This is a genomic window from Oceanobacillus halotolerans (genome assembly GCF_010993955.1).
Lineage (GTDB): Bacteria > Bacillota > Bacilli > Bacillales > Amphibacillaceae > Oceanibacillus_A > Oceanibacillus_A halotolerans.
Map to the genome: position 1 here is coordinate 57807 of NZ_WIXL01000003.1, position 13379 is coordinate 71185.

13 protein-coding genes and 1 pseudogene are annotated in these 13379 nt (G+C 35.6%); 3 read left to right on the plus strand and 11 right to left on the minus strand.

Annotated elements, in window-relative coordinates; translation table 11 throughout:
* Positions 1 to 38: 38 nt before the first annotated feature.
* From GHC26_RS05465 to nikB, 5 genes are all read right to left on the minus strand, one after another.
* Positions 39 to 1010: an ABC transporter ATP-binding protein gene (locus GHC26_RS05465; RefSeq protein ID WP_163970261.1), complete on the minus strand. Its 972-nt coding sequence runs from the start codon at positions 1008 to 1010 to the stop codon at positions 39 to 41.
* The gene (locus GHC26_RS05470) at positions 985 to 1980 is read right to left on the minus strand and encodes an ABC transporter ATP-binding protein (RefSeq protein ID WP_163970262.1); all 996 of its coding nucleotides are present in this window, start codon (positions 1978 to 1980) and stop codon (positions 985 to 987) included. The genes GHC26_RS05465 and GHC26_RS05470 overlap by 26 nt, the downstream gene beginning before the upstream one ends.
* A gap of 8 nt (positions 1981 to 1988) precedes the next feature.
* Positions 1989 to 3545: a glutathione ABC transporter substrate-binding protein gene (locus GHC26_RS05475; protein WP_163970263.1), complete on the minus strand. Its 1557-nt coding sequence runs from the start codon at positions 3543 to 3545 to the stop codon at positions 1989 to 1991.
* Positions 3546 to 3566: 21 nt separating this feature from the next.
* Complete coding sequence (locus tag GHC26_RS05480; RefSeq protein WP_404821768.1) at positions 3567 to 4403, minus strand: ABC transporter permease; 837 nt, start codon at positions 4401 to 4403, stop codon at positions 3567 to 3569.
* A gap of 79 nt (positions 4404 to 4482) precedes the next feature.
* Entirely contained in the window at positions 4483 to 5424 is a 942-nt protein-coding gene (gene nikB / locus GHC26_RS05485) for a nickel ABC transporter permease (RefSeq protein WP_163970265.1), read from the minus strand.
* Positions 5425 to 5713: 289 nt separating this feature from the next.
* On the opposite strand from nikB, the gene GHC26_RS05490 reads away from it, so the two are divergent.
* A complete protein-coding gene (locus tag GHC26_RS05490) occupies positions 5714 to 6157 on the plus strand; it encodes an Lrp/AsnC family transcriptional regulator (RefSeq protein WP_163970266.1) in 444 nt (147 codons plus the stop codon).
* A gap of 178 nt (positions 6158 to 6335) precedes the next feature.
* Entirely contained in the window at positions 6336 to 6806 is a 471-nt protein-coding gene (locus GHC26_RS05495) for a CoxG family protein (protein WP_163970267.1), read from the plus strand.
* Positions 6807 to 6996: 190 nt separating this feature from the next.
* On the opposite strand, the gene GHC26_RS15865 is transcribed toward GHC26_RS05495, so the two are convergent.
* From GHC26_RS15865 to GHC26_RS05515, 5 genes and pseudogenes are all read right to left on the minus strand, one after another.
* Positions 6997 to 7683, minus strand: coding sequence for a mandelate racemase/muconate lactonizing enzyme family protein (locus GHC26_RS15865; protein ID WP_226376863.1), 687 nt, complete (start codon positions 7681 to 7683; stop codon positions 6997 to 6999).
* An 87-nt stretch (positions 7684 to 7770) separates the two neighbouring features.
* Complete coding sequence (locus GHC26_RS15870) at positions 7771 to 8115, minus strand: enolase-like domain-containing protein (protein ID WP_226376864.1); 345 nt, start codon at positions 8113 to 8115, stop codon at positions 7771 to 7773.
* A 205-nt stretch (positions 8116 to 8320) separates the two neighbouring features.
* Positions 8321 to 9019: an OmpA family protein gene (locus GHC26_RS05505; RefSeq protein WP_163970268.1), complete on the minus strand. Its 699-nt coding sequence runs from the start codon at positions 9017 to 9019 to the stop codon at positions 8321 to 8323.
* Positions 9009 to 10832 (minus strand): MotA/TolQ/ExbB proton channel family protein, encoded by a 1824-nt coding sequence (locus tag GHC26_RS05510; protein ID WP_163970269.1) that lies wholly within the window; start codon positions 10830 to 10832, stop codon positions 9009 to 9011. The genes GHC26_RS05505 and GHC26_RS05510 overlap by 11 nt, the downstream gene beginning before the upstream one ends.
* A 163-nt stretch (positions 10833 to 10995) precedes the next feature.
* Positions 10996 to 11352, minus strand: a pseudogene (locus GHC26_RS05515) (SDR family NAD(P)-dependent oxidoreductase); the annotation flags it as partial.
* Between the two features lie 150 nt (positions 11353 to 11502).
* Here GHC26_RS05515 and GHC26_RS05520 point away from each other — a divergent pair.
* Positions 11503 to 12225, plus strand: coding sequence for a Crp/Fnr family transcriptional regulator (locus tag GHC26_RS05520; protein ID WP_163970271.1), 723 nt, complete (start codon positions 11503 to 11505; stop codon positions 12223 to 12225).
* Positions 12226 to 12269: 44 nt separating this feature from the next.
* Here the strand turns inward: GHC26_RS05520 and GHC26_RS05525 are convergent, their stop codons facing one another.
* Positions 12270 to 13346 (minus strand): DUF5050 domain-containing protein, encoded by a 1077-nt coding sequence (locus GHC26_RS05525; protein WP_163970272.1) that lies wholly within the window; start codon positions 13344 to 13346, stop codon positions 12270 to 12272.
* Positions 13347 to 13379 lie beyond the last annotated feature (33 nt).

The following is a 13379-nucleotide window of genomic DNA, read 5'->3' on the forward strand; positions in this document are numbered from 1 at the left end:
ACTCTATATTTTACATTAAGATAGATCATAAAATGAATTTATACTTCATGACATGCAACAAAGTGACCTTCCTCAATTTCACGCCATTCTGGTATACTTTCTTTACAATGCGCTTTTGCTATAGGACATCTTGTATGAAATGGACAACCACTAGGGTATTCAGATGCACTAGGAATATCCCCTTCCAGTCTTACACGCTCCTTTTTTACTCCAGGAATTGGACGAGGGATAGCAGATAGTAATGCCTTTGTATATGGATGTAATGGATTACTATAAATTTGATCTGATGACCCTAGTTCAGCAGAAGTACCTAAATACATAACCATTACTCGATCACTCACATGTCTAACGACACCTAAGTCATGTGAAATAAATAAGTAAGTTAAATCGTGAGTGGTTTGTAAATCTTTTAGCAGCTTAATTATTTGTGCCTGTACTGAAACATCCAAAGCAGATACGGCTTCATCACATATTATTAACGATGGGTTTAATGCAATAGCTCTTGCGATGCCAATGCGTTGGCGCTGACCACCACTAAATTGGTGAGGATATCTGTCTTTATATTCCTCTTTTAACCCTACTTCTTTCAAAAGCTCATTTACTTTTTGTTCCCTTTCCGCTTTTGATAAAGTTGTGTGGATTTTCAATACTTCTTCTAATCCATCCCCAATTCGTTGACGTGGGTTTAATGATGCAAAAGGATCCTGAAAGATAATTTGCATATCTTTTTTATATTTTTTTAGTTCCCTATCTGATAAATCTCCAATATTTTCACCTTGAAATTTAATATCTCCATCCGTTTTTTTTTCAAGTCCTATAACAGTCCGACCAAATGTTGACTTGCCACATCCTGATTCACCTACAATTCCCAGAGTCTCCCCCTCAGAAACTTGTAAGGTTACATTTTTTACAGCTTTCACATATCCTTTAGTCCGTTGTAGAATACCTTTTTTAATTGGGAAGTATTTTTTTAATTCATTGACTTCAAGAAGTGACTGTTGATTTGTCATTTGCAGATTCCTCCTGTAACCAACATTTAGATTCCTGGTAATCAGATACTTTGAATAGAGGTGGTTTTTCAACTTTACATGATTCCATCACAAATGGGCATCGCGGATGGAAAGGACAACCATTAATAGGTTCATCCAAACTTGGTGCAGATCCCTCAATTGTATTCAAACTTTGGTCCTTATCGTCTACATTTGGTACAGCTGCCAACAATCCTTTTGTGTATGGATGCTGTGGGTCATTAAATAATGTTTCAACGTCACCAACCTCTACTACTTCCCCTGCATACATCACCATTACTTTATCGGCAATTTCTGCCACTACACCCATGTCATGTGTAACAAATATTACTCCCATCCCTATTTGTTCTTTTAAATCATAAATTAAATCAAGAATTTGTGCTTGGATTGTTACATCTAACGCTGTAGTTGGTTCATCCGCGATTAATAGGGATGGCTCACATGCAAATGCCATAGCAATCATAACTCTTTGTCTCATTCCCCCACTAAGTTCGTGGGGGTAGTTTTTTAATTTTTCACTTGGATTTGGTATTCCTACTTTTGTTAGCAATTCAATACTTTCATGTATTGCTTCTTTTTTTGATAGTTTTTTATGAATCATTAACGGCTCACATAACTGATAGCCAATAGTAAACACTGGATTAAGTGCTGTCATAGGATCCTGAAATATCATTGACATTTCATTTCCTCTTAGCCTTTCAAGTTCCCTTTCACTTTTACCTACTAACTCCGTATTTTTAAATTGTATTGATCCATCAGAAACTTCACCATTAGATGGAAGCAGACCCATAATAGAAAGAGATGTGATACTTTTTCCGGAACCAGACTCACCCACTATACATAGTGTTTCACCCTTGTCAACAGAAAAAGATACCTCACGCAAGGCCGATAACTTCCCTTTAGGTGTTCGAAATTGTGTTACTAAATTATCCACCTTAAGTAATTCTTCCAATGTTACACCTACTCTCTACTAACATTGTAAAGCGACCACTCTTGTGTTGGCTTTAATTCAATACCTTTGATACTGTCGTTATAAGCTATAGATACTACTCCATGATTCATTGTTTTCCAAACTGCATCCTCAATGGCAATCATATTTGCCTCATGTAATTTTTCCAGACGAACATCTTGATCTACTGTTTCACGAGATTCATCTACTAATTTATCAAACTCTGAATTATTATAATTCATTCTATTTGAAGACTCTATATTATCAGAATGCAATGTTGGATATAAAAGTTCACTACCATCTGCTGTACTGTTAGTCCAGCCAAGGAAGGTCATTTCAAAATTACCTTCTGTAGTTGTATCTAAAAATGTACCCCATTCCATTGATTCAATTGACACATTTAATCCTACCTCTGTTAGTTGCGCCTGTACGATTTCCGCCATTTTCATATAACTACCAGTTGTTGAAGCTAATAAAGTTATTTCATGTCCATCATAGCCATTTTCTTCTAGTAATTGTTTAGCTTTTTCAGGATCATATTCATATCCTGCATCTGAGGCCTCTTCATTGTACCCAAATACTTGAGGTCCTATTATACTATCATTTTGGATTCCTAAACCATCTAACTGATCAACATAAGCTTGAGAATCAACTGCATGTGCAACAGCTTGGCGAAAAGCAGGATCACTATAAGGTTCTTTATCCATATTAAAACCTAAATAATATACTGGTGTACCTTCTTTAGTTACTACTTCTACATTATCAATATTTTCAATTCTAGATAAATGTTCTGATGGAATCCCATCAACAAAGTCAACTTCTCCAGTTTCCAGCATGGATACTGCGGTAGAATATTCAGGTACTACTCTCATAGTTACAGTTTCCAACTGTGGTTCTCCTTGCCAATAATCTGGGTTCTTTTTCAATGTTACACGGTCCCCTTCAACCCACTCTTCAAACATGAATGGACCTGTTCCTGTAGGATTTTCTGTATTTATATCACCTTCCTGATCAGCGGTAGGACTAACAATCGCTGAATTAGAATGGGAAAGTGCAGCTAATAAAGGACCATAAGGGTTTTTAGTATTAATAACAACTGTATATTCATCTTGAACTTCAATTGATTCAACAGGATCTAATAAAGATGCCCTTGGAGCCGCTCTTTCAGGATCCATCATTTCCTCAAATGTATATTTTACAGCTTCAGCATTAAAATCAGTACCGTCGTGGAAAGTTATCCCTTCTTTTAGTTTAATTACCCATGTAGTATCATCAGGATTTTCATAAGATTCTGCTAGTAACGGTTCAATTTCCATAGTTTCTGGATTTCTTGTAAATAATGTTTCGTATATTTGTCTATTCATATTTGATGAAACAGAATCATTTGTATCGATAGGTGATAATCCTACTACATCAGATACTGAGGCATAAGTAATTGTTTGCTCAGCATCGCTACTACCATTTTCAGAAGACTCTCCTTCCTGAGAACTGCTATCACTACTACATGCAGCTATAAACAGTAGCATAATTGTCATTAACAACATTACAATAAATTTGTTCTTCTTCATAATTTTCCCCTCCATTTAAATTTAGTTATCACTTAATTCCATATTTGGATCTAATGCATCCCGTAAACCATCTCCAACTACATTAAATGCAAAAACAGTGAGCATTATTGCTATACCTGGAATAATTGACATGTGTGGAGCACTCCACATGAAGTCCTGACCTGCTGCAATCATTGCTCCCCATTCTGGAGTTGGTGGTTGAGCGCCAAGACCAAGAAAACTTAAAGCAGATGTAGACAAGATTGTTGTAGCCATCCGCATTGTCGCATATACAATAACTGGTGCTGTACAATTTGGTAAAATATGTTTGAATAAAATTCTTATATTACTTGCACCGACTGCTCTCATAGCCATGATATATTCTTGCTTTTTAATCGATAAAACACTACCCCTAACAATACGAGCACAACCTGGTATGGACCAGATACTTATTGCAATTACAACATTTACTAGGCTGGTACCTAACATAGCAATAATTAACATTGCCAGTAATATACCTGGGAAAGCAAATAATAAATCTACCACTCTCATAATAATTCCATCTAACTTTTTATAATATCCAGCTAATAAACCAAGTAACACCCCCCCTATTAAACCTATGGATACAGATGTTATACCTACGACAAGTGATATCCTAGCACCATGTACCATCCGCGACCAAATATCTCGTCCATAATTATCTGTACCAAGAATATATCCTTGTTCTCCTATTCCTAGTTCAGCTTCTGTTAGAGACTGTTGATAAGGATCCTGTGTTTGTAATACTGGAGCAAAGATAGCCATAATAAATAATATGAATATAATTATTAACCCAATAACAGCTAACTTATTTTTTAAAATACGCTTAACAACTACTATTGTATTTTTTTCCTTATTAGTAGATTTCTTTACATCTTCACTTGCTGCTACATTTGTTGCCACCTTGACACCTCCTCCATTATTCGTAACTAATTCGTGGATCGATTATTGCATATATAATATCTACAATTAGATTTACAACAACAAATATACCTGCAACTAGAAGTACAGTTGCCTGTACCACAGGGAAGTCCCTTGCTGCGATTGCGTCTATCATCAATCTGCCGATACCATTAATCGCAAACACTTGTTCAGTAATAATTGTCCCACCTAGTAATGATCCGAAGTTAATCCCTATAATTGTAATAACTGGTATCATAGCATTTCGAAGTGCATGTACCCAGGTTATTGAGTGCCGTTTTACCCCCTTTGCACGTGCAGTACGTACATAATCTGACTGAATCACTTCCAACATAGATGACCGAGCCATTCTTGTAATCAATGCAGCCGAGGCTGTTCCTAATGTTATGGCAGGGAGTATTAACTCCTTAATCCCTTCCACGGTATACCACGGTTCAGTTAGACCACCTACTGGTAACCATTGTAAGTTTACAGAGAATAGGAGAATCAACATAGTTCCTAACCAAAAGTTGGGTATAGATACACCTGCTAATGAAATGGTTGTACTTGAAACGTCAATCCAACTGTTTTGTCTCATCGCAGAAATCATCCCTGCAACTATTCCAATAATTATAGCTAGGATCATACTTGCTGTAGCTAATTTAACTGTAGTTGGAAATCTAGTTAGAATTGCTTCAGAAACTGACTGATTTGTTTGATATGAATAACCAAAATCGCCTTGTAAAATACTTCCTAAATAATCAACATATTGAACCATTACAGGTTTATTTAATCCCAAGTCCTCCCTAATCGCTTCTAAATCTGATGAAGAAGCAGTAGGGCCAGCAATAATTTGTGCAGGATCACCAGGAGCTAGGTGCATACTCATAAATACTAAAAATGATATTCCTAGAAGTAAAAATAATAACTGAAATAACCGTCTAATAATTAAACCTATCATTTATATCCCCCTTTGTATGTAAATAGAAATGACATTTTGTTTTTATTTGGTAAGGATTATCCATGTTTTCACATCCGTTCTGTTTACTTTTTTAAATAATTTATTAACAATTGTATTTATTTTTAATATTTATTATATAACCTAATACCACAAAAGTAAATAAAAAATTCTATATATTTATCATTTTATATATATTCATATTAAATTAATTTTTCGGTATACTTCATTTGCAAACAACTTAGAAATCACTGTAAGATAGAGAGAAATATAAAATTTGGAGGGTTATTCCATGGACGAAAAGGATGAAAAAATCTTGTCACTATTAATCAATAACGGAAGAATCTCTTACACAGATATTGCAAAAAAACTTAATATGTCAAGGGTTGCAGTAAGAGCCAGAGTAAATCAGTTAGTCCAAGAGGAGGTAATAGAAGGGTTTTCATGTGTTGTAAATAGTGAAAAGGTTGGAAAAAAAGTATCAGCATTTTTTGAAGTAGATTGTGAGCCAAGTCATTTAGTAGAAGTAGCAGAACAACTAGCAGAAAACTCTAGTGTTGCCAGTTGTTATCAAATGACAGGTCCAAGTACATTGCATATGCATGTTTTAGTAAAAGATTTTACTGAATTGGAATCATTCATCAATAATGATCTATACTCTTTATCTGGCATCACAAGGGTAGAAAGTCACATTCTACTTAAAAGGTTTAAAAGTCGAAGTGGGCTAAATTTATAAAAAAATTGCACTAAGGTTATTATAGAAGTTTTCATCAAAAGGTAATGACAACCCCAGAACATGTCTTATACATACTAATAACTTTTATCACCCGTTCTAACCACCTCCTCCAAAACATAAGATAATAAATGTCTTATAATTAAGCATTGAAGAAAATGGAGAATGGAGTTGATGTTAAATGCCGAGTGGAAGTCACAAAGTCGCGTTAGAATTGCCAATTACGCATATTTGGCGTTTTGTCAGTAATGTGGATAATTGGGCACCACTAGTCCCAGGCTATATTCATCATGAAATTTTGAACGATAAACAGTCTAACTGGAAATTTAAAGGGGATTTGGGATTTGTCCAAAAAACTATTTATATGAAAATTGATATTACAAAATGGCAAGAGCCAAACAAAGTAACATTTGACTTAACAGGATTAAATGAAAACTTTAAAGGGAATGGTTACTTTGAAGCAGAAGCATTAACAAATGAGGCAACTAGTGTAACTGGACATCTAAACATCAATGCTAAGGGAATGACGGGACCAATGATCAACTCTGTCCTCAAGTCGTTTGTTCCAAAAATAACAAAAGAATTTACTGAAACCGTTGCAAACCATATAATGAAAACAAAGCCAAAAAAGGCAAAAACCGTTATGCAATAAAAAGGCTACATATAAAGCCTTTCTTCAAAAAGTCTATGACCCCATATTTCTTTTCAACATGCATCCCTTCAATTTAGTATAAATTACATCTTTAAAACTTATTTCAACACCAAATAAATACAAACACTTGGAAAACTTTTAATCAAAAAAGCTCGTATCTAATATAGAATTAGATACGAGCTTTTTAATATCAGTTCCCCTCAAATATTTCTTCCACTTTTTCACTAATGTCCATTAAAACAGTTTCATCAATATCGATCCCTAAGCCAGGCTTATCTTCTAAATGAACAAAAGGTAAATTGTACGTAAGATTTCCCACATCCACTGAAAATTTCGTTGGTCCAGAAATTTCAGTAGAAACAACATTTTCAGAAGCAAGTGCTACATGAAATCCAGCAGCAGATGCAATATTCGATTCGACCATGGATCCTATTTGACATTGTATGCCGAACAATGCTGCCTGATTTGCAAACTGATACGATGGATAAATTCCGCCACACTTCATTAGCTTAATATTCAGATAGTCAATCGATTGCTGCTCACCAAATGTTCGTAAATCTTGTATCGTTACAAAACTTTCATCAGCCATTAACGGAATAGATGATCCATTTTGAAGCTGACAAAACATGGAACGATCTGATTGGGCAATCGGTTGTTCCACCCATACTAAATGATAAGGTTCCAACTGCTTTAGCATTTCTCGTGCCAGCTGTACCGTACCCCAACCTTGGTTGACATCTGCTCTTATACGAATTTGATTTCCAACTGCTTCTCGTACGACTGTTACACGCTCTACATCTTTTTTAGGATCTATTCCAAGCTTCATTTTGATATCCTTATACCCTTCTAGGACAGCATTCTTCGCTAGTTGAGCCATCCTTTCAGGTTCATCTATACTTAATACTTTTGGGATAGATGGTAGTTCTTCTTTTCTACCACCTAATAATGATATATTGGTAGTTGACTACAATTTACCGAGAATGTCATAGCAAGCAATATCAATAGCTGCTTTGGCTGCACCATTTCCAACTAGGGCACGATTCATTCGTTTATGAATCTGATATATATTTCGGGGATCCTCACCAATTATTGCCGGAATGAGTTGATACTTTAACGCAGCAAAAACACTATATATCGATTCTCCTGTAACATGCTCATCTGGAACACTTTCTCCATACCCGATGAAACCATCATCTGTGTATACCTTAATAATGATTGCTAGCATTTTATCAAAGGAAGCATACGAAATAACAAACGGCTCTTTTAGCGGAAATGCGACTTGATATATCTCGACTTTTGTAATTTTCATATCCTGGCTCCTTCCTGGAATTTATGCGTGGTCTAATAAAGACAAATTCATTCAGTAGGGGTTTTCTTTCATCCCCCACTAAATGTTAGTTGAACTTATCTCACTTTTACTGGCAGTTATCCCCCACTTATACTTCTTTGTTTCTCGAAGTCTTGAAGTGGGGGTCTTACTTCCAGTTAACACGTGATAAAACTATTGCTATATATCACTCTCCTAAAATCTCTCTTGTCTTATCAAGAATTTCCTCATCCTTTAACCTAAATTTGAATTCTACCCTTCTGGATTTAGCTGGACTGTAATCTCCTTGTTCATCAGTGCGAAAATCGGTGTAGGATTTACTATTAACCGTCAGCTTTTCTTCCAATTGGTCTTGTATGTTTGGATAAGGAAAGTCATCAGAAAGGATATATGCTGCAACACTGTACGCTCTTTCTTGTGCAAGTTCCAAGTTGTATAAATAACTGCCATCACGATCCGTATGACCCTCAATAATGATTTCAGCAATATAATCTTCATATCCACTTTCAAGCAACGTATCGAGATACCTTGGAACAAATTCATCCAAAAATTGAAAGGATTCGTCCTTCAACGCCGAATCATCATATTCAAATAAAATTTCCGTATCAAAAATAATGGCACCTGTTTTCTCATCCACCTCAATACCTAGATCTGAATCACTACCATTAAATTCCGCTTTTAAATTACTAACAAGCTGTTCACGCACTCCCATAATTTGATCAATCGTTCGTTTCATCTCTTCTATTTGCAAAGACTTAATAATCATCATCGCTATAAAGATTAAAATAAAACAAAGCAAGATAACCGTCAATAAATCAGTAAAAGATGGCCAAAAATGCCCTTCATCCTGTTCCTTTTTAAATAACTTCTGGTATTTAGTAGTCATTGTGTCTCAACCCAGTACCATTTTTGTTTGCCTGCTGATTAAAATCAGTAAGTTGCCGATTTAATCGTTGTATCTCCCAACGGAGTTCTTGCAGCATTTGGACCATATGACGACCATTGTTTTGTTCCATTTCTTCATAGGTTCGCTGTAATTCCTTGAATTCCTTCTTTATTTCATTATTTGTCTGTTCTGCTGATTGCTGCATATCCCGAACAACTGAGCCCAGCTTGTCTCCAAGCGTTCCCTCTAAACTCATAACATAGTTAGAAAGTGTTTCTTTCAATACACGGACACTCGCTTCCATGTGCTGATCCTGTTGATGGAATGTATTATTTAGTTGGGTAATAGTCGCATTTATATCATGAATTAGTTGATTGTTCTGTCTTCCCATTTTCTCAAACGAATTTCCTGCTTCCGTCATTTGTCGTTCAAATGTCTTCGAGTCTTCGGAATGTGCTTTTAAATGCTGATTAAATGTTCGATTAAATTCCTTTAGTTCCTCAAAACGATCGGACAAGAGATGCTTATATTCTGCTTGTGTTCGATTAATGACGTCAAGTGCTTCAGGTAATTGGACAACTGAATCTCCCAGTTTATTAAAGTCTTTGGAAAGCTCTCCTAAGTAAGCGATGATTCCTGTTAGTTTTGATTCAAGATCTTTGCCAAAAACTTGCTTAAACTCATTATTGTGTGCTTCCATTTTATCCGCTAAATCTTGACCTTTTTGGTGAATTTTCTCAAATACAGCTTGAGTGGATTCCTGTCTATCCATTATTGAAGATGTAAAGTCTTTTAGTTCAACTACAGATTCCTGGAATTCGTGCAGTGTATCCATTTGGGTTGTCGAAACTTCTTTCACTCGTTCATAGGTATTTTCAAATGCTTTAGCCATTCGCTCATTTTTACCGTCCATCTTTTTGAAATAGGAAAATAAGGAACTAAAGTTATTGTTCAGCTTTTCTGTAGCTTCCCCAAACCCATCTGTCACTTCCTCCATATTGTGGAACAGTTCCTGAAATTCCTGTAGATTTTTAGTAAGCCCCTCATTAAATTTAGCCAAATCAGCTGCTGATTGCTGTAGACCAGATGTATATTCCTGAAACCCCTGAAATGCCTTTTCGATCTTACCTAGCGATTGCTGATTTGATTGTTGAAGCTGCAAAATCGATTGATTAATGGTTTCAGAAGCATCAATTAGCCGGTTCATCCCATCTTGTTCATTTCCTTCTAGAATAGATTCTACTTTTAGCATAATATCGGTAAGCAGATGTTCTGTATTCCATACTTTTATAAGGATGGTCATGATTAACGAGAATCCCATACCTGCAATACTCGTATAAAATGCTACATCTATTCCTGATAAAACAGCAGCTACATTTTCGACCAATTGATCGCCATCTGCATTAATACTTCCTAAGGACATGGTTAAGCCAATAAATGTTCCCAATACCCCTATTAATATAAAAACGGAAACTGTCATTTGAACCATTTTAATGAGATTAACAACTGGCACGTTAAATACTCTCCAGCTGGAAAATTTCTCTTGAACAAACGTTTCGGCTTTGACGGATTCAGCTTGATTTCGATGATCAAACTGTTCTTTAAACGTATTAAGTGGTTCCATATCCATCCGATTTGTGTCTTTTAGGTAATTTCTTATTTTATTAAGCTTTTTAAATAAAAGAAAGTGAATCAGAATCGTAATGAAAAATGTGGCAAATAAAACTGCAAAAATGAGTTCAATAATCGGATTTGATAATATGGATTCCGCCTGTTGTTCACTAGTAACTATTTCTAGAATGGATTGCAGCATTAATACTCCCCCTCCTGAAAAGTTTCCGACAACAAGATGTCCATCATCAATTGTCTATGAAACTCCTTTTTATAATAGTATTCGGGGGTTGGACAAAACATGTTTTGAAGTTTAATAGTGGAAACGAACAGAGGTGATATACACCATCGTGAATTCATAGGGAAGTCATTGGTGTTTCAATATAACCAGGATGTACGGAATTTACACGAATATTGTTCTTTGAATAGTCAATGGCTGTTGCCTTTGTCAGTAATCTTACAGCACCTTTTGATGCAGTGTAAGAACTTGCGCCACTCCCACCAGTTAATCCAGCTATTGAAGGAATATTTACAATTGATCCCCCACCGTTGTCCAACATGTTTGGAATCACATGCTTCATGCCAAGGAAAGTACCTGTCAAATTAATATCCTGTGTACGCTGCCATTTCTCAATAGATATTTCATGGAACGGTCCCTCATTTCCCGCAATTCCTGCGTTGTTAACCAAAATATCTACTTTTCCTGTGCGTGACAAAGCCTCACATGTTCACAATACATTCACGATAGCATCATAGATTTGTCAATGTTGGGTATTCAAAATGTGCGATTTATCATACTGTCTAACCTTTCAACAAGCTAAACTATACCCATAAAGGATAGGAAATTGTTATTTAACAAAGGAGGTCTTGTTATGAATACCGAATTAAAAGCAACAAGTAATTGTACCCAACATTCTATACCAGGACGATTAAATGCTATCTTACATCATATTGGAACACTTACCCACTATACACAGCATGAACATTTGTTTCAGCAAGGCATGAGTGCAAATCATCTATTCCTCATAAAATCAGGTCTGATACAGATCAGTATGGAAACAGAAGACCGTGGGACATTGGTACTACGATTGTGCCAACAAGGTGACATGCTTGGGGATATATCTGTATTTAATGATGATCCCAAATACCTTCATACGTCTACCGTTCTAAAACCCGCCGAAGTATTAGTGATTAATAAAGATAGACTAAAGGAAAGGCTTCTAGCAGATAGCAGATTAACCTTTGAATTTATGAAACTTACTAGTAATCATATGAAAAAATTTGAATATCAATTGAAAGATCTATTTTTTAATGGGGTAAAAATCGCCATTTATTCCACCTTAATCCGTCTCGCAAATAGTTATGGGGAAAAACGAGATAGCAGTATTTTAATTGATATACCACTAACGAACCAGGAGCTTGCTCAATTTTGTGCTACCACCCGTGAAAGTGTCAATCGCACCCTAAGAGACCTCCGAAATAAAAATGTGATTGATAGTGATCATGTCAAACGAATTCTTATTAAAGATATGACATTTTTACGGAAAGAAGTTGGGTGTGATAGTTGCCCATATGACCTATATAATGTAAATTAATACAAAGCCACCAGCCTTTTATACTCCGACTGGTGGCGTTTCTATTAATAGGATTCTATATAAAGTAAATCGTCTCCAAGTTCCAGATACTTTACTTCTTTGGATGTCACACTAAAATCACTTATAAAGTTTGTACTATGAACAATTACGGTCTTCTCCTGTGTTTCAAAATCGTATCGGATAATTTCTTCCTGTGTATCGGTTGTTGTAACATAAAATAATTGATCATCAAATATCTTGAATCCTGACATATCTGGTTCTTCCAAAATCTCTTTTCGATCTACTTCATCTATCGATTTAAACATATTCCCTTCCATAAAATATAGTTTATCCTGATACATTTGCAAGTCATTTGTTATACCTGACAATGGAAAGAAGTCTTCTGCTTCTAGTGGGTTAGCTAAATCGATCCGTTTTATTTTTGTTTCTTCCACATTATCGGTTTGAATGTATAAGTAACCATCGGAAATCACAAGTGTTGTCATTAATTGTTCTGTTGGACTTTCGAATAGTTGCTGTTCATTGTTCCCATCTAAATCAACACGATAAAGGATGTCTTTTTTGGCATTACCTGGAAATTGATCATTATTAATCAAATAAATGGCATTCTCATCCACTATAAAGGTTACTACCCTTCCACTTGGATAGATTTCCTGTTTATTACTTCCATCTAACTGCATTTTCCAAATTGATCCACTTAATAGATAATAAATCCAATCCCCTTTGACAGTTAATGCAGCAACATTTTCATATTCCTCTAGGTTATCGAATCGTATCTCATAGGATTGTTGATCATCACGTTTATTGGTCACTGTAACGGCTTCCCCTATCGTTGTATAGATCCATTCTTCATTTTCATAAGTTAGCTTTGCTGCCACATCATTGCCATCTAAATAGGCTTCACTTTCAGATGTTATTGTTACAGGTGCTTGTGCTTCTTGTTCCTCTGTTGCAATTTCTCCCTGTGTATCTACAGTTGTTTCCTGTTGCTTGAAATCTGTTGCTTGTACGGTGTCTTCTTCTATGGCTTTTCTGTCATCTGATTTTGTGTCCTCATTACAAGCTAATAGACTAGCCAGTATGATGAACGATATACCCCACCATTTTATGATCGTTTTCATGTTGTTTGCTCCCTATTATTCTATTTTCAATAA

What these genes read in the sequence shown, in the direction of transcription:
- GHC26_RS05465 (WP_163970261.1), bottom strand. Translation starts at nt 1,010, where the DNA reads ATGACAAATCAACAGTCACTTCTTGAAGTCAATGAATTAAAAAAATAC.
- GHC26_RS05475 (WP_163970263.1), bottom strand. Translation starts at nt 3,545, where the DNA reads ATGAAGAAGAACAAATTTATTGTAATGTTGTTAATGACAATTATGCTA.
- nikB (WP_163970265.1), bottom strand. Translation starts at nt 5,424, where the DNA reads ATGATAGGTTTAATTATTAGACGGTTATTTCAGTTATTATTTTTACTT.
- GHC26_RS05490 (WP_163970266.1), top strand. Translation starts at nt 5,714, where the DNA reads ATGGACGAAAAGGATGAAAAAATCTTGTCACTATTAATCAATAACGGA.
- GHC26_RS05495 (WP_163970267.1), top strand. Translation starts at nt 6,336, where the DNA reads ATGCCGAGTGGAAGTCACAAAGTCGCGTTAGAATTGCCAATTACGCAT.
- GHC26_RS15865 (WP_226376863.1), bottom strand. Translation starts at nt 7,683, where the DNA reads ATGGCTCAACTAGCGAAGAATGCTGTCCTAGAAGGGTATAAGGATATC.
- GHC26_RS15870 (WP_226376864.1), bottom strand. Translation starts at nt 8,115, where the DNA reads ATGAAAATTACAAAAGTCGAGATATATCAAGTCGCATTTCCGCTAAAA.
- GHC26_RS05505 (WP_163970268.1), bottom strand. Translation starts at nt 9,019, where the DNA reads ATGACTACTAAATACCAGAAGTTATTTAAAAAGGAACAGGATGAAGGG.
- GHC26_RS05510 (WP_163970269.1), bottom strand. Translation starts at nt 10,832, where the DNA reads ATGCTGCAATCCATTCTAGAAATAGTTACTAGTGAACAACAGGCGGAA.
- GHC26_RS05520 (WP_163970271.1), top strand. Translation starts at nt 11,503, where the DNA reads ATGAATACCGAATTAAAAGCAACAAGTAATTGTACCCAACATTCTATA.
- GHC26_RS05525 (WP_163970272.1), bottom strand. Translation starts at nt 13,346, where the DNA reads ATGAAAACGATCATAAAATGGTGGGGTATATCGTTCATCATACTGGCT.